The sequence below is a fragment of the Streptomyces sp. NBC_00459 genome (genome assembly GCF_036013955.1).
Lineage (GTDB): Bacteria > Actinomycetota > Actinomycetes > Streptomycetales > Streptomycetaceae > Streptomyces.
Genome location: NZ_CP107903.1, coordinates 5,498,534 through 5,515,036, shown reverse-complemented (window position 1 = coordinate 5,515,036; position 16,503 = coordinate 5,498,534). Strand labels below are relative to the sequence as shown.

Annotated in this window: 14 protein-coding genes; 4 read left to right on the top strand and 10 right to left on the bottom strand. The window is 71.2% G+C overall.

Annotation, left to right across the window (positions count from 1 at the left end):
• Positions 1–341: 341 nt before the first annotated feature.
• Positions 342–1,034: a metal-dependent transcriptional regulator gene (locus tag OHN74_RS24395; protein ID WP_327696697.1), complete on the bottom strand. Its 693-nt coding sequence runs from the start codon at positions 1,032–1,034 to the stop codon at positions 342–344.
• A 288-nt stretch (positions 1,035–1,322) separates the two neighbouring features.
• Between OHN74_RS24395 and OHN74_RS24390 the strand changes: the two genes are divergently transcribed.
• On the top strand, positions 1,323–2,102 hold the full coding sequence (locus OHN74_RS24390) for an SIS domain-containing protein (protein WP_327700251.1): 780 nt from the start codon (positions 1,323–1,325) through the stop codon (positions 2,100–2,102).
• Positions 2,103–2,182: 80 nt separating this feature from the next.
• Here OHN74_RS24390 and OHN74_RS24385 read toward each other — a convergent pair whose 3' ends face one another.
• A complete protein-coding gene (locus tag OHN74_RS24385) occupies positions 2,183–3,619 on the bottom strand; it encodes a PAS domain-containing protein (RefSeq protein WP_327696695.1) in 1,437 nt (478 codons plus the stop codon).
• A 208-nt stretch (positions 3,620–3,827) separates the two neighbouring features.
• Positions 3,828–4,304 (bottom strand): GNAT family N-acetyltransferase, encoded by a 477-nt coding sequence (locus tag OHN74_RS24380; protein ID WP_327696694.1) that lies wholly within the window; start codon positions 4,302–4,304, stop codon positions 3,828–3,830.
• Between the two features lie 57 nt (positions 4,305–4,361).
• Here OHN74_RS24380 and OHN74_RS24375 point away from each other — a divergent pair, with 57 nt between their 5' ends.
• Complete coding sequence (locus OHN74_RS24375; RefSeq protein WP_327696693.1) at positions 4,362–4,805, top strand: GNAT family N-acetyltransferase; 444 nt, start codon at positions 4,362–4,364, stop codon at positions 4,803–4,805.
• 153 nt (positions 4,806–4,958) lie between these two features.
• Positions 4,959–7,169, top strand: coding sequence for a 1,4-beta-glucanase (locus OHN74_RS24370; protein WP_327696692.1), 2,211 nt, complete (start codon positions 4,959–4,961; stop codon positions 7,167–7,169).
• Positions 7,170–7,499: 330 nt separating this feature from the next.
• Here OHN74_RS24370 and OHN74_RS24365 read toward each other — a convergent pair whose 3' ends face one another.
• Positions 7,500–8,126, bottom strand: coding sequence for a lipoprotein (locus OHN74_RS24365; RefSeq protein ID WP_327696691.1), 627 nt, complete (start codon positions 8,124–8,126; stop codon positions 7,500–7,502).
• A gap of 127 nt (positions 8,127–8,253) precedes the next feature.
• Entirely contained in the window at positions 8,254–9,354 is a 1,101-nt protein-coding gene (locus tag OHN74_RS24360) for a citrate synthase 2 (protein WP_327696689.1), read from the bottom strand.
• 299 nt (positions 9,355–9,653) lie between these two features.
• On the opposite strand from OHN74_RS24360, the gene pdxH reads away from it, so the two are divergent.
• Positions 9,654–10,325 (top strand): pyridoxamine 5'-phosphate oxidase, encoded by a 672-nt coding sequence (gene pdxH / locus OHN74_RS24355; protein WP_327696688.1) that lies wholly within the window; start codon positions 9,654–9,656, stop codon positions 10,323–10,325.
• Positions 10,326–10,343: 18 nt separating this feature from the next.
• Here the strand turns inward: pdxH and OHN74_RS24350 are convergent, their stop codons facing one another.
• From OHN74_RS24350 to OHN74_RS24330, 5 genes are all read right to left on the bottom strand, one after another.
• Positions 10,344–11,003: a TetR/AcrR family transcriptional regulator gene (locus OHN74_RS24350; RefSeq protein ID WP_327696686.1), complete on the bottom strand. Its 660-nt coding sequence runs from the start codon at positions 11,001–11,003 to the stop codon at positions 10,344–10,346.
• Positions 10,991–11,746, bottom strand: a complete 756-nt coding sequence (locus OHN74_RS24345) for an enoyl-CoA hydratase family protein (RefSeq protein ID WP_327696684.1) — start codon at positions 11,744–11,746, stop codon at positions 10,991–10,993. Before OHN74_RS24345 ends, OHN74_RS24350 begins: the two co-directional genes overlap by 13 nt.
• Positions 11,743–13,311, bottom strand: coding sequence for a 4-coumarate--CoA ligase family protein (locus tag OHN74_RS24340; RefSeq protein WP_327696683.1), 1,569 nt, complete (start codon positions 13,309–13,311; stop codon positions 11,743–11,745). Before OHN74_RS24340 ends, OHN74_RS24345 begins: the two co-directional genes overlap by 4 nt.
• A 39-nt stretch (positions 13,312–13,350) precedes the next feature.
• Positions 13,351–14,517 carry an acyl-CoA dehydrogenase family protein gene (locus tag OHN74_RS24335; protein WP_327696682.1) on the bottom strand — a complete coding sequence of 389 codons (1,167 nt, stop codon included), beginning with the start codon at positions 14,515–14,517 and terminating at the stop codon, positions 13,351–13,353.
• 110 nt (positions 14,518–14,627) lie between these two features.
• Positions 14,628–16,499 (bottom strand): acetyl/propionyl/methylcrotonyl-CoA carboxylase subunit alpha, encoded by a 1,872-nt coding sequence (locus OHN74_RS24330; protein WP_327696681.1) that lies wholly within the window; start codon positions 16,497–16,499, stop codon positions 14,628–14,630.
• Between the last annotated feature and the right edge of the window lie 4 nt (positions 16,500–16,503).

Sequence of the window (16,503 nt, the reverse complement as noted above, 5' to 3'; positions counted from 1 at the left end):
AAACGGTCCGTAGGGGATGACCCTGGGAGCTCGGGGCTCCGGGTCAGCACAGGGGAGGACAGGCCCCGGCGCCACTTGGCGCCGGGGCCCTCTTCATGTCCGCGGCACATCCTCACGCTCCCCCTCCCCCGCCGGGCGACACCGCTGCCGCACCCGGCCAAGAGCCCTCAAGTCATATGCCTCTCGCGACAGCGTGGCACGCAAAACGGCCGAGCGCTGCGATTCCGCACACTGAATCTTGGATTCGCGCCCTGGACCGGCACCGATCCCAGGACTCGGCAAGTCCCTCGCCGGTCACAGGAGTTGACGGCGCGACAACCGGCGCCGCGGCGAGCGCCGGGTCAGCGCTTCGCCACGAACACGTGCGACGCCACTTCCGCCTCCAGCTCGGCCGCCTCGCCGCCACTGCCTACCAGCACCCCGCCGGCCGCCTCCGTCACGCTCACCACCGAACCGGGCTGCACACCCGCGCGGCGCAGCGTGTACATCAGCTGCGCGTCCGTCTGGATGGGCTCGCCGATGCGCCGTACGACGACCGTCTTGCCGTCCACGCCCGGGTCGAGGTCGGCCAGCGAGACCATGCCCTCGTCGAGGAAGGGGTCCGCGCCGTCCTTCTCGCCCAGCTCCTCCAGACCCGGGATCGGGTTGCCGTAGGGCGACTCGGTGGGGTGGCGCAGGAGTTCGAGAACGCGGCGCTCGACGGCCTCGCTCATCACGTGCTCCCAGCGACACGCCTCCGCGTGGACCTGCTCCCACTCCAGGCCGATCACATCGACGAGCAGACACTCCGCGAGGCGATGCTTGCGCATGACGCGGATGGCGAGGCGGCGGCCCTCGTCCGTGAGTTCCAGGTGCCGGTCGCTGGCGACCGCCACCAGACCGTCGCGCTCCATCCTGGCCACGGTCTGGCTGACCGTCGGGCCGCTCTGGTCCAGCCGCTCGGCGATCCGGGCGCGCATGGGGACCACACCTTCCTCCTCCAACTCGAGGATGGTGCGGAGATACATCTCCGTCGTATCGATCAGTCCGGACATTCGTGCCCCTTGATGAGATGTGCCGGAGGCTCGACGGCTCCGGCGCGTGCGCTGGCCCTGGCTTCAATTCTGACGCATACCACTGACAACCGTGCCGCCGCGTGGGAACCACACGGTTACGGATCCCCGCGGTCGGGTAGACAGCACGTTTCCCCGAGGGTACGGCGACGGGCGCGCTAACGGCCGGTCCCGCTGTTGACAGGGCAGTGGTCCAGACCTCACCGTGATCGGCGACGCAGACGTTTCGAAGACACTTCGAACCTCCGAGGGGCCCCGGACATGCCGGAAATGAGCGACAGCAAGCCGACCGGACAGCAGGCCGGGCAACTGGCCGGGCGGTTCCTCGACGCGGCGATCGGGCTGTTGGAGCGGGTCCGCGACGAGGAGGCGGACGCCGTGACGGCCGCCGGCACGCTCATCGCCGACACCGTGGCCGCCGAGGGTCGCCTCTTCGCCTTCGGCGCCGGGCACTCCTCGCTCGCCGCGCAGGACCTCGTCTACCGCGCGGGCGGCCTCGCCCTGATGAACCTGCTGGCCGTCCCCGGTGTCGTCGGCGTCGACGTCATGCCGGCCACGCTGGGCTCCGCCCTGGAGCGGGTCGACGGTCTGGCCACGGCCGTCCTGGACACATCTCCGCTGCGCGCCGGGGACGTACTGGTGATCATCTCCCTCTCCGGCCGCAACGCCCTCCCGGTGGAGATGGCGCTGCACGCGCGTGCCCTCGGCGTACGCGTCATCGGCGTGACCTCGGTGGCGTACGCGACGGAGACGACGCCCCGGAACACCTCCGGCACCTTCCTCAAGGACCACTGCGACGTCGTACTGGACTCGAAGATCGCCCCCGGCGACGCCGAACTCACCCTCGACACCATCCCGGCCCCCTTCGCCCCCGCCTCCACGGTGGTGACGTCGGCCCTGCTCCAGTCGGTCATGGCGACGGCGGCGGGCATCCTTGCGGAACGGGGCATCGAGCCCCCGCTGCTGCGCTCCGGCAACGTGGACGGCGGCCACGACTGGAACGCGCGCATCCTGAAGCAGTACGGGGACCGGATCTTCTACGAACGCTGAGTGCTCCGCGGGATCGGCGGGTACAGCGGGTTCGGCGGGTACGAATCCTGCCGGCCTGTTCGCGCAGTTCCCCGCGCCCCTTACGGGGCCAGGTCCTGCCCTCTGAGCCCGGCCAGGTCCAGGGCCGTCGCGATCCGGGCGGCGACGTCCTCCGCGTACATCGCGTCCGTGCGCTCGAACCGGCTTCGCCCGGTGCCTCGCAGAAACGTCACGACGCCCAGGGTGCGCCCCCGGCTGCGCAGCACCGCGCACAGTGCGTGGACCGAGTCGTCCGGCCACCGGCGCTGGACGGCCCACTCGCGGGCCTGTTCCGCGGCGTACGACCCGGCGCTCGCGCGCACGGACCCGGCCCGCTCGACGCACTGCACGGCCGGGTGCCCGTCGCCGTAGCCGACCGGGAGTCCGGCCTGGCCGGCGAGGACGCTGGGGCCCGGCGCCCCGGAGGGCGTGGCTGCGGCGCGGACCAGCCGTACCGGACCGTCCCCGTCGTCCGCCGTACCGTCGGCCGCCTCGCCGCCGATGACGGCGATCCGGTCGATGAGCGCGTGGTCTGCGAAGCCGGCGAGGGCGAAGTCCAGGTGCACGGTCGCGGCCTCGGCGGGGTCCTCGCACTCGGCGGCGGCCCGCGCGGCGCGGTGCAGCTGATGGGTGCGGAACCGCAGCTGAGCCGCCTCCTGCTCGACCTGCTTGCTCTCGGTGATGTCCTGGAAGAGCCATCCCACACCGAGCGGAACCGGTTCCTCGGTGAGCGGCGAGGCGAGCCGCAGGAACCCGCTCCGCCAGCAGCGCCGCTTCTCGCCCTCGGGCGTCCGCACGCTCACCCACATCTCGGCGGGCGCGGGCGGCGCGCCCTCGGCGAGGACGTGCGTCAGCGCGCTCTCCAGCTCCTCGACACCCTGCGCGAGCAGCTCGCCGAGGGGCCGCCCGAGCACGGAGGTACGTCCGATGCCGAGCGAGCGGGCGGCGTGCGCGTTGACGACGGCGGGCCGAAGGTCGGCGTCGACGAGCACGACACCCCAGCTGGCGTCCTCGAACAGGGCCTCGCTCAACGCTATCGACCGCTCCAGGTCTATCTGCGCGTGCACCTCGCTGAAGGCGCAGTACAGCCCGGCGGGCTTGCCGTCAGGACCGCGCACGGCGGCCGACTGGGTCCGGACGAGTACCCGCCCGCCGTCCTTGGTCAGCAGCGCGAACTCGTTCACCTGGCGCCCCGGGGCGTGCATCGAGGACAGCAGCCGCCCCTCGATCTCCTCGGCGTCGGCCTTGCGCACGGCCCATCCGGCGAAGCCGTGGCGCCCGACGGCCTCGGCGGCGGTCCAGCCGAGAATCCGCTCGGCCTCCCTGTTCCAGTGGGTGACCACCCCGTCCGCGTCGAAGGCGCACAGGGCGGCGTCCATGCCATCGAGAAGGGCCGCGAGCAGGTGGAAGCCACCGCCGTCCGAGTTCTCCGGGCCGTCCCTTTCGGGCTCGTCCGGCCCCAGCTCGTCGGTGGTCCCACTACGTCGGGAAGCACTCACCTGGACCCCCTGCAGGCCGCGTCCGCACGTACTGCGCGACGGTTCGCTCACTCACCATCATTCAACTCGAACGTGACGCAGCACACATCGGGTTCCCCCAAGTTCTCAGGAAATCGTTGCACGGCGGAAATTCGCCGTAGTTCGGGAACAAGCCCCTCCTGCCCCACACCCGCGGGACCAAACCGACCATTCGGAATGCCCGGTGGTGTCAGGCAACGGGCTCCCCCAGCCGCAGGTCGACCCAGACATCGCCCTCGCCGTCCAGCGCATACCGCTCGACCTCGACGAACCCGTGCCCGCGCGCGAAGGAGAGCCCGTCCTCATTGGCGGCCAGTACGACGGTCTCGATCCGGCCGGCCCCCAGCTCCCGCGCGAGCGCGAGTCCCCGCCCATAGATCTCCGCCCCGAACCCGCGCCGCCGAAAACCGGGCAGCACGCGCGCGATGACGGTGGCCACCGCCGCGTCGCCGTCACCGTCATCACCACCAGCGGGTGGCCGAACGGTGGAACACCCCACGAGGTCGTCCCCGAGATACGCGACTTCCAGCCGGTAGCGCGCACTGCGCGCGCGTACGTCGTCCAGGGACATCGCGGCAGGCGGAACGATCAGGTTGTGGACGTGCCGCCAGTCCTCCAGGGCAACCTCGTCGGCAGCACTCACGGACACGATACGAAGATCAGACACGACGCCAGGAAATCGCACGCTCCGGGAGGCCGTCAACGGAGTAGTACCGTGCGGATCATGGCGGACTGGGAGATGCGGCCGGCGTCGGCGTCGGACGTCGAGGCGGTGGCCGAGCTGCGTGCCGTGGTGATGCGGCCGGATCTGGAGCGGCTCGGGCGGTACGACGAGCAGCGCGTCCGGCAGCGGTTCCGGGACGGGTTCGGGGCCGCCCACACCTGGGTGATCGAGGTGGGCGGCGAGTTCGCGGGCTGCGTGGCACTACGGCCGGCCGACAACGCCCTCTGGCTGGAGCACTTCTACCTCGATCCGAGGCTTCAGGGTGCCGGCATCGGCTCGGGCATCCTGCGCGAACTGCTGGAACGGTGCGACAGCGAGGGCACCCTCGTCCGGCTGAACGTGCTCCAGGGCAGCCCGGCCCGACGGCTGTACGAGCGGCACGGGTTCACGGTCGAGAGCGAGGACCCGGTGGACGTGTTCATGGTGCGCACGCCGGCCGGTTGAGCGCCGACCAACACGCTCCGCCCCTTCGGCTCAACCAGACGGTCAACTACACAGTGCGCATGCACAATGACCCGGAGTGATCATCGTGCGAGTCGGTAATCGACCCGCACCGTGGCCCGACCTCCCCCTCAGCTCCACAGATTGAGGTATGTCATGCATGCGTCCGATCTGAGTCGGCGTACCGTTCTCGCCGGTACCGCGGCCACCGCCGCGTTCGTCGGCCTTCCCTCCCTCCAGGGCCGTGCCCGGGCCACGGAATCCGCGGTCGGGGCCGCCGCGGCGCCCTACGACTGGCGCAACGTGGTCATCGGCGGCACCGGATTCGTCACCGGCGTGGTGTTCCATCCCGCCGTGAAGGGGCTCGCCTACGCCCGTACCGACATGGGCGGCGCCTACCGCTGGGACGACGGCGCGGCCCGCTGGATCCCGCTGCTGGACTGGCTCAGCCAGGACGACGCGAACCTCCTCGGCGTCGAGTCCCTGGCCATCGACCCCGCCCGGCCGGAACGCCTCTACCTCGCCCTCGGCAGCTACACCCAGTCGTGGGCGGGCAACGGCGCGTTCCTGCGCTCCGACGACCGCGGGGCCACCTGGACCCGTACCGACCTCAAGGTGAAGCTCGGCTCCAACGAGGACGGCCGGGGCACGGGTGAGCGCCTCCTCCTCGACCCGCGCAACAGCGACACCCTGTGGCTGGGCACCCGGCACGACGGCCTCCTCAAGTCGACGGACCGGGGCGCCACCTGGGCCGCCGCGACGGGCTTCCCGCCCGTCCCCAGCTCCTCCGGCCAGGGCGTCACCGTCCTCGTCGCCGCCGGGCGCACCCTGTACGCCGGCTGGGGTGACGGCGACGGCACCGCGACCGCGAACACCTTGTACCGCACCACCGACGGCACCACCTGGGTGCCCGTCCCCGGGCAGCCGACCGGACCGACGGCCAAGATGCCCATGCGGGCCGCGTACGACGCCCGCGCCGGCGAGCTGTACGTGACGTACGCCGACGCCCCCGGCCCCAACGGCCAGTCCAACGGCAGCGTGCACAAGCTGGCCGTCGCCGGCGGTACGTGGACCGACGTCACCCCGGTGAAGCCCGGCGGCTCCGACGGCTTCGCGTACGGCGGGGCCTCCGTCGACGCCCAGCGCACCGGCACCGTCGTCGTCTCCACCAACAACCGCTGGTCGGGGGGCGACACCCTGTTCCGCACCACCGACGGAGGCCGGACCTGGACCTCCCTCAAGGACACGGCGACCATCGACGTGTCGGAGACCCCCTTCCTCAAGTGGGGCAAGGACGCACCGACGTTCGGCTGGTGGATCCAGATGGTCGCCGTCGACCCGTTCGACTCCCAGCACATCGTCTACGGCACCGGCGCCACCCTCTACGGCACCCGCGACCTGAAGAAGTGGGCCCCGCAGATCCGTGGCCTGGAGGAGACGTCGGTGCTCTTCCTGATCTCGCCCCCGACAGGTCAGGCACACCTGCTCAGCGGCTCACGGGACATCGGCACGCTGTACCACGACCGGCTCACGGCGTCTCCGGCCGGCGGCCTGGCGACCAACCCGGTCTTCACCACGGCGGCGGGCCTCGCGCAGGCCGCGAACAAGCCCTCCTACGTGGTCCGCACGGGCACGGGCGACAACGGCAACGGCGCCTTCTCGAACGACGGCGGGCAGACCTGGACGTCCTTCAAGTCCCAGCCCGCCGACGCCAAGGAGGCACCGGGGCCGATCGCCACCACCGCCGACGGCAGCGTCCTGGTGTGGTCCTTCGTCCACTGGGACGGCACGAAGCACGCGACCCGGCGTTCCGCGGACAACGGCGCCACCTGGTCGGTGGTCTCCTCGTTCCCCGCAGGTGCCACACCGGTGGCGGACCCGGTCGATCCCAAGGTCCTGTACACGTTCGACACCGCCACCGGAAAGCTGTTCGCCAGCACCGACAAGGGTCTGACGTTCGCGGCCCGGGCCACCGGACTCCCCTCCGGCGACGCCGGTTTCCAGCTGGCCGCTGCGCCGGGACGCTCCGGTGACCTGTGGCTCAGCACCAAGGGCAACGGGCTCTTCCGGTCCACCGACGGCGGCAGGTCCTTCGCGAAGGTCGCGAGCTGCGAGGCCTCGTACACGCTCGGCTTCGGTGCGGCTGCCGACGGCGCGTCCTACCTCTCGGTCTACCACGTCGCCACCGTGGGAGGCGTCACCGGCGTCTTCCGCTCCGACGACGCCGCGAAGACCTGGCGGCGCATCAACGACGACCGGCACCAGTGGGGCTGGATCGGCCAGGCCATCACCGGGGATCCCCGCATTCCCGGCATGGTGTACCTGGCCACCAACGGCCGGGGCATCCAGTTCGGGCAGTCCGCCTGACGGCCTTCCCGGCCGTGACCGCCGTCACCTTCGTCTCCGTCCCGGCCTCTCCGATAAATCGGTTGATGCGCGGCTGATCGCTTCCTAGTGTGTGACTCACACTGAAGGGAGGTGATCGGGTACATGAAGGTATCCCGGACGCGTGAGGTGGCTGCGGGCTAGCGGCTCGCCACCACGTTCAATGCGGTGCCGGACCAGCGTGGGCGACTGACACGCAGCCGGCCGAATCCAACGCAGTCACCCGACCCGCGAGCTCGCCGGCACGTCCGGCCGGCCCCTCCTCCAGAGGGACCGAGCTCGCGGGTCGCCTGCGTTCAGGCCCAGAGATCTCTAAGCCTTCAGGGTGCGCTTGGCGAGTTCGAACGCCGGGAGCATCGCCTCGTGTTCCTCGGTGTCCAGCCCTCCGAGGTGTACGACGACCGATCCGCGCGAGGTCGTGACGGCCATGGCGCGCTCCGTCTTCGGGGCGTCGTCGAACTCGCTCTGGTAGGCGTACTCCACCTCGACGCCGGCGAGACCGCCCGTCGTGAACGTGCTGTACCGCGCCTTGCTCGCGTTGTTCTCGTCGGCCATGAAGGCCTCCAGCACCGCGCGTGCGTCGTCGTTGCCGGGATCGCCGGTCCAGACACGCAGGAAGCCGATGTGCCCGGCGGGCTTGGCGTCCACCTCGCAGACGAGGGCGACCGGGCCCTGACTCGGGGGCTCGTCCACGGCTTCCGCCGTCCAGTCCTCGGCCATGTCGAAGGTGACGGGGAGTTCGCAGGCCGAGCCGGCGGCTCCGATGCTGCCGCCGCTCCTGGCGGTGGTCCCGGCCGCCGTCGCGGAGGCGCTCGCGGGCGCGTCCGGCTTCGATCCGTCGTCGGCTGCCTCCGCGCAGCCCGCCAGTGCAGCCAGCGCCGCCACCAGCAGCGTCGCCCGGACCAACCCGTGCCGTCTGTTTCCAGCCCCGACCAGCATGTGCTGTGTCTCCCCTCGTTCGAGCGGGTCACATTATCGGAGCGGGTCACGGCCCGGCGTCACCCGGTCAGGGCGGCCCGAAACGAGGGTCGGCCTGACCGGGCGCGGTTCGCGAGGCGGAACGGCCTCAGCGGGCGATGCCCTCGTACCCCTCGATCTCCCGCGGGTCCCGGGTGCCGGGGCCTATGTAGCGGGCCGACGGGCGTACGAGCCTGCCGGTGCGCTTCTGTTCCAGGATGTGCGCCGACCAGCCGGCCGTGCGGGCGCACGTGAACATGGACGTGAACATATGGGCCGGAACCTCGGCGAAGTCCAGGACGATCGCCGCCCAGAACTCGACGTTCGTCGCCAGCACCCGGTCCGGGCGGCGGGCGTGCAGCTCCGCCAGCGCGGCCTTCTCCAGAGCTTCGGCGATCTCGAAGCGCGGGGCGCCCAGCTCACGGGCCGTGCGGCGCAGCACGCGCGCGCGTGGGTCCTCGGCCCGGTAGACACGGTGGCCGAAGCCCATCAGGCGTTCGCCCTTGTCCAGGGCCTGCTTCACATACGCATCCGCGTCGCCCGTGCGTTCGATCTCCTCGATCATGCCGAGGACCCGGGAGGGGGCGCCTCCGTGCAGGGGCCCGCTCATCGCCCCGACCGCGCCCGACAGGGCCGCCGCCACGTCCGCGCCCGTCGAGGCGATCACCCGTGCCGTGAACGTGGACGCGTTCATGCCGTGCTCGGCCGCGCTCGTCCAGTAGGCGTCCACCGCGGCCACGTGCTTCGGGTCCGGTTCGCCGCGCCAGCGGATCATGAAGCGTTCGACGACGGACTGCGCCTTGTCGATCTCGCGCTGCGGGACCATGGCGTTGCCCTGGCCTCGCGCCGACTGGGCGACGTAGGAGAGAGCCATGACGGCCGCGCGGGCCAGGTCGTCGCGGGCCGTCTGCTCGTCGATGTCGAGGAGCGGGCGCAGGCCCCAGACGGGGGCGAGCATCGCCAGCGCCGACTGGACGTCCACCCGGATGTCGCCGGAGTGGACCGGGATCGGGAACGGCTCCGCGGGCGGCAGGCCGGGGTTGAAGGCGCCGTCGACGAGCAGGCCCCAGACGTTGCCGAAGGAGACGTGACCGACCAGGTCCTCGATGTCGACGCCCCGGTACCGGAGTGCGCCGCCCTCCTTGTCCGGTTCGGCGATCTCCGTCTCGAAAGCGACTACTCCCTCTAGTCCGGGTACGAAGTCGGACATCAGGCGGCTCCTCTTGATGTGTGCGACAGATGCTGTGGACGGGCGTCGGCCACGGCAGTGGCCACGGGTGTGCGGCTTTACGACTGTGCGGCCCGGGTGCGCGAGGTTGTGTGTGTCCGGTTCGGATCCACGGCCATTTCATACTGCTCGCGGTCCGAAACGGTCATCCTGGTGATGCCCCGTTCGATCGGTCGTTCAACCGGACGGCAACAGCACGATATCCCCGAGTGCCACCTTTGGGGAGCCCTTGCGGCACTCAGTGCCACTCAGTGACGTCGCCGATACGGCAAGATGACTGTGTGACCGACCGCCACCACGCCATACCCCTCGACCCCGCCTCGATGCGCAAGCAGTACCGCGCCGACGGTCTCGCCGAGGGCGAGCTGGCCGACGGTCCCATGGAGCAGTTCGCGCGCTGGTTCCGGCAGGCCGCCGAGGAGGCCGGGCTCGTCGAACCCAACGCCATGGTCGTCTCCACTGCCGATGCCGGCGGGCGGCCCTCCTCCCGCACCGTGCTGCTGAAGCAGTACGACGAGCAGGGCTTCGTCTTCTTCACCAACTACGGCTCCCGCAAGGGGCTCGACCTGGCCGCCAATCCGTACGTCTCGCTGCTGTTCCCCTGGCTGCCGCTGGCCCGCCAGGTCGTCGTCACAGGCGTCGCACGCCGTACGGGACGCGACGAGACGGCCGCCTACTTCCGCACCCGGCCGCACGGCTCCCAGCTCGGCGCCTGGGCCAGCGAGCAGTCCTCGGTGATCCTCTCCCGGGACGAACTCGAAGCCGCGTACGCCGAGTTGGCCGCCCGCTATCCGGAGGGCGAGCAGGTGCCGGTGCCGCCGAACTGGGGCGGGTACCGGGTGGCCCCGGAGACGGTGGAGTTCTGGCAGGGGCGCGAGAACCGTCTGCACGACCGGCTGCGGTACGTGGCGCAGGCGGACGGAACCTGGCGTGTGGAGCGGCTCAGTCCCTGACGGCCGGACACCGCCGGGTCACGGTGCCGGGCGGTCCAGGGACTCGTCCAGCAGGGTCGCCCACTGGGCCACCACCCGGTCCCGGCGTCCGCCGTCGTCCGTGAGCAGGTTCGCCAGGCCCAGGCCCCGGGACATGTCCAGCAGACCCTGGACCGTCTCCCGTACGCCCGGACGGGACTCGTCGGCGCCCAGCAGATCCACCGCGATGCGGTGTGTCTCACGGCCCACGCGGGCCTCCAGCTCGGTGACGCGCGGGCGCAGTTGCTCCTCGTTCGAGGCGGCCACCCAGAGGTGGAGGGCGGCGCGGAAGAGAGGGCCGGTGTAGAGGTCGACCAGGGCCGCGACCACCGCGCGGCGGTCGGTGGCGCCCTCGGGGAAGAGGGCGCGCAGGGCGGTGGAGCGCTCCTCGGCGACGTACTCGACGGCGGCCGTGAACAGGTCCTCGCGGGTCGGGAAGTGGTGCTGGGCGGCGCCCCGGGAGACGCCCGCGCGTTCGGCGACGACGGAGACCGTGGAGCCGGCCCAGCCGTGTTCGGCGAGGCAGGCCACGGCGGCCTCCAGCAGCCGCTGGCGGGTGGCCCGGCTGCGGTCCTGCTTGGGCGCGCGCCGCGCGCGCTCTGCCCGGGACGCGCTGTCGGGCACGGCGTTCACGGCGTTCGCTGCGTTCACAACGTCCATGCAGGGTCCCGTCGTTCGAGGAATGCTGCCATCCCCTCGCGGGCCTCGGCGGAGGCGAACAGCCGTGCCGACAGGGCGGTCAGCTCGGTGGTGTCCCGGTCGAAGATCTCCAGCACCTTAGCCGTGAGCAGCCTTTTCGTCTCCGCCAGGGCGCCGGGCGCCGCCCTGCGCAGCCCGTCGAGGATCGGCTCCAGGGCCGTGTCGACATCCTCGGCCGCCTCCGTGAGCAGGCCGGTACGGGCGGCCTCCACGGCGTCGAAACGGGCGCCGGTGAGGTAGTGGCGGGCGGCGGCACGCGGGTCGAGGCGGGGCAGCAGCGGCATCGAGATGACGGCGGGCGCCACGCCGATCCGTACCTCCGTGAACGCGAACGACGTCTCCGGGCCGCCGATCGCGAGGTCGCACGCGCCCAGCAGGCCGAGGCCACCCGCCCGTACATGGCCGGTCACCCGTGCGACCACCGGTTTAGGCAGCTCCAGCAACTGCCGGAGCAGTCCGACGAAGGCCGTCGGGTCGGGCGGCTGCTTCAGGTCGGCCCCCGCGCAGAACGTGTTCCCGGTGTGGGTGAGGACGACCGCGCGTACGGCCGGGTCCTTGCCGCAGTCCGTGAGGGCGCCCGCCAGGTCCCGCACGAGGTGCGCGGACAGGGCGTTGCGGGTCGCGGGGGCGTCCAGGGTGAGTGTGGCGATGCCACGCGCGCGCGTGGCGGTCACGGCCGGTGCCGGTGCCGGTGTCTGCGTCAAGACTTCTCCCTCAGTCGGCGGCGCAGGATCTTGCCCGAGGCGGCCCTCGGTACACCGTCGATGAAGGTGACGTGCCGGACGCGCTTGTACGGGGCGACGCGCTCGGCGACGTACATCATGACCTCTCCTTCGGAGAGGTCGGCGGCGGACGGCTGGCGGACCACGTAGGCGTGCGGGACCTCGTTGTTGTCCTCGTTGTAGACGCCGATGACCGCCGCGTCGGCGATCCCGGGGTGCGTGAGGAGCAGCGCTTCGAGTTCGGCGGGGGCCACCTGGAAGCCCTTGTACTTGATGAGTTCCTTCACGCGGTCCACGACGAACAGCCAGCCGTCGGCGTCGACACGGCCGACGTCCCCGGTGTGCAGCCAGCCGTCGGCGTCGATCATCGCCGCCGTCGCCTCGGGGTTCCGCAGGTAGCCCTTCATCACCTGGGGGCCGCGGATGACGATCTCGCCGGCCTCGTCGGCGTCGGCGTCCCGGTCGGGGTCGTCGAGGGAGAGGATCCGCATCTCGGTGTTCGGGAGGAGCTTGCCGACCGTGGCGGGCGGGGCGTCGCGCATGTCGTCCAGGGGGACGATGTGGGTGCCCGGGGACAGTTCCGTCATGCCGTACGCCTGTCCGACCGGCGGCAGGCCGAGCCGCTTCGAGCAGGCGGCGGCGAGTGCCGCGTCCAGGGGAGCGGCGGAGCTGATGATGTATTCCAGGGACGACAGGTCGTGGTTCGCGACCGCCGGGTGCTTGGCGAGGGCGAGGACGATCGGCGGGGCCACGAACAGGCCGGTGATGCGGTGCTTCTCGATGGCGGCGAGGAACGTGTCGAGGTCGAAGCGCGGCAGGACGACAACGGCGGCACCCTGCTTCAGGGGCATGTTCATGAGGGCGGTCAGGCCGTATATGTGAAAGAACGGCAGCACGGCCAGGATGCGGTCGCCCGGGGCCACCGAGACGCACCGCGCGAGCTGTTCGAGGTTCGTGGCGATGGACCGGTGCGTGAGCATCACCCCCTTGGGGACACCGGTCGTCCCGGAGGAGTACGGGAGGGCCGCCACGTCCTGTCCCGGGTCGATGTCGATCTCCGGTTCGGGCGCGGTCGAGGCGAGCATGTCGATGAGCGAGCGGTGCCCGGGCGCGCTGTCGCAGACGAAGATCTCCCGTACGCCGCCCGCCCGTTCGGCCGCCTCCCGGGCCGCCTCCAGGAGCGGGGAGACGGTGACGATCCAGTCGGCGCCCGAGTCGCGCAGCTGCTTGGCGAACTCCTCGGCGGTGGCCAGCGGATGCACGGTCGTCACGATGGCACCCGCGCGCGTGGCGGCGTAGAAGGCGGTCGGGAAGGCGATCGTGTTCGGGCTGTGCAGGGCGAGGACATCGCCCTTGCGGACGCCCGCCTCGGCGAGCCCGGCGGCTATCCGCCGGTGGAAACGGTCCAGTTGGTCGTACGTGAGGGTGGTGCCGTCGACGCCGTCGACGAGGGCGGGCGCGTCGCCGAACTCGGCGGCCCGGCCCAACACCGCCTCGTGGATGGGGAGATCGACGGGTTCGACGTCTGCGTACTCGCTGCGGAACATGGTTCCTCCTCGCGCGAAACCGTGCCGGGTCGTGCCGGGTCAGTACGACTTGGGCAGGCCCAGGGTCTGGTGGGAGACGTAGTTGAGAATCATCTCGCGGCTCACCGGAGCAATACGAGCCACGCGGGCGACCGTTATCAACGAGGCGAGCCCGAACTCCCGGGTGAGGCCGTTGCCGCCGAGGGTGTGCACGGCCTGGTCGACGGCCTTCACACAGGCCTCCCCGGCCGCGTACTTGGCCATGTTGGCCGCCTCGCCCGCGCCGACGTCGTCACCGGCGTCGTACAGCGCGGCGGCCCTCTGCATCATGAGACGGGCGAGTTCGAGGTCGATGTGCGCCTGGGCGAGCGGGTGCGCGACGGCCTGGTGGGCGCCGATGGGCTCCTTCCAGACGGTGCGCTCCTTGGCGTACCGGACGGCGACGTCGAGCGCGTACCGCCCGATGCCGATGGCGAACGCGGCCGTCATGATGCGTTCCGGGTTGAGCCCGGCGAAGAGCTGGAGCAGTCCTGCGTCCTCGTCGCCGACGAGCGCGTCGGCGGGCAGCCGTACGTCGTCGAGGGTCAGCTCGAACTGCTTCTCCGGGGACTCCAGATCCATGTCGATCCGGCGTCGTGTGAAGCCTTCGGCGTCGCGCGGGACGATGAACAGGCAGGGCTTCAGCCGTCCCGTACGGGAGTCCTCGGTACGGCCGACTATCAGGACCGCGTCCGCGATGTCCACGCCCGAGATGAACACCTTGCGGCCGGTCAGGAGCCAGTCGCCGGTGTCCGGGTCGCGGCGGGCGGTGGTGGTGATGCGGTGGCTGTTGGAGCCGGCGTCGGGTTCGGTGATGCCGAAGGCCATGGTGCGGGTGCCGTCGGCGATTCCGGGGAGCCATTCCTGTTGCTGGGTGTCCGTGCCGAAGCGGGCGATGACGGTGCCGCAGATCGCCGGGGAGACGATCAGCATGAGGAGGGGGCAGCCTGCGGCACCCAACTCTTCGAGGACAATGGAGAGTTCGGCTATGCCGCCGCCTCCGCCGCCGTACGACTCGGGGAGGTTGGCGCCGAGGTAGCCGAGTTTGGCCGCGTCCGCCCAGAGTTCGGTGGGGTGGCGGTTTTCCCGGGTGACTGTGGCCAGGTATTCGCGGCCGTAGCGGTTGCCGAGGGCGGCGACTGCGGTGCGGAGTGCTTTGTGCTCTTCGGATTCGATAGCAGAGGACATTCAGGGCTCCTGAGGGGGAGGGGCTTCGGGCTGTGTGATGGGTGCGGGCCCGTTGGGGCCGGTCGCGCAGTTCCCCGCGCTCCTATCGGGCGCGTCTCCGCCTGCGCCCGTCAAATCACCACCGCCAGCAGAGTGCCTACCTCTACCTGCTGGCCCGTGACGGCGTGCAGTGCCGTGAGCGTGCCTGTCGCGGGAGCGGCGATCTTGTGTTCCATCTTCATCGCCTCCAGCCACAGCAGGGGCTGTCCGGCCTGTACGGGGGCTCCTGGCGCCAAGCCGTCCGCCACCCGGACCACCGTCCCCGGCATGGGCGCCAGCAGGGAACCCGGGGCGTGCTGTGCCGTCGGGTCCGGGAAGCGGGGCAGGGCGGTGAGGGTCGTGTTGTTGACGTGGATCTCGTCGCCGTATCTCGTCACCTCGAACTTCCTTCGTACGCCCGCCACTTCGAGTACGACGAGACTCGCGTCGGCGTGGACGACCCGTACCCCGTCCGCCTCCGCCGTCAGGCCCTCGCGAGTGTGGCGGTAGGCCGCCTCGTGTTCCTCGCCGTCGGCCGTCGCGTAGCGCTTGACCTGCGCTCGGGCGGGGAGGTTGCGCCAGCCGCCGAATCGGGAGCGGCCGTGGGCGTCGGCCAGGGCCGCGGCCAGGGGGGCGTGCGGGTCGGGGGCAGGCTCGGTGAGTTCGGCGAGGTGGCGGTCGTAGAAGCCCGTGGTCATACGGGCCGTCGTGAACTCCTCGTGGCGCAGGGAGCGGACGAGGAGGTCGCGGTTGGTGATCGGGCCGTGGATCGTCGCCCGTTCCAGGGCGCCGGCCAGTCTGCGGATCGCCTCCGCGCGCGTGGGGGCGTGTACGACGACCTTGGCGAGCATCGGGTCGTAGTGGACGGGGATCGCGTCGCCGTCGGCGTACCCCGTGTCCAGGCGGACGTCGGACGACTGCGGGACCGCCAGACGGTGCAGGGTGCCGGTCTGCGGGGTCCAGGCCGCCGCCGGGTTCTCGGCGTACAGACGGGCCTCCATCGCGTGGCCACGCGCGCGTGGGGGGTTGCTTTCAAGGGGTTGACCTTCGGCGACCCGGAGTTGCAGGGCCACCAGGTCGCTGCCGAACACGGCCTCCGTTACGGGGTGTTCGACCTGGAGGCGGGTGTTCATCTCCAGGAAGTGCGCCTTGCCGTCGGGAGAGATCAGGAACTCGACCGTTCCGGCGCCTTCGTAGGCGACCGCGCGGGCGGCTCGTACAGCCAACTCCCTTATTTCCTCCGCAAGGTGCTCGGAGAGACCCGGTGCCGGGGACTCCTCGATCACCTTCTGGTGGCGGCGCTGGAGGGAGCAGTCGCGGGTGCCGAGCGTCCACACCGTGCCGTGGGTGTCGGCAAGGATCTGCACCTCGACGTGCCGGCCGCCCTCGACGTACGGCTCGACGAAGACCTCGCCGTCGCCGAAGGCGCTGTAGGCCTCCGCGCGGGCCGCCTCCAGCTCACCTTCCAGATCGGCGAGTTCGCGTACGACGCGCATACCGCGCCCGCCACCGCCCGCCGCCGCCTTGACCAGTACCGGCAGGTCGGTCTCGGTGACGTCCGTCAGTGGCTTGAGCCCCATCAGCTGCTTCGCGCGCGTCTTGGACGCCATGGCCTCGATCGCGGCCGGTGGCGGCCCGATCCACACGAGCCCCGCGTCGATTACGGCACGCGCGAAGCCGGCGTTCTCGGAGAGGAAGCCGTATCCGGGGTGCACGGCGTCCGCGCCCGCCGCCAGCGCCGCCTTCACGATTGCGTCGCCGCGCAGATACGTGTCCGCGGAGGCCGTCCCCGGCAGCCGTACCGCCGCGTCGGCCACCCGCGCGTGGAGGGCGTTCTCGTCGGCGTCCGAGTGCACGGCGACCGTCCGGATGCCCAGCTCACGGCAGGTGCGGAAGATCCGGCAGGCGATCTCCCCGCGGTTGGCGACGAGTACGGAGCTGATCACAGTTGGTTCCCCAGGCATCGTT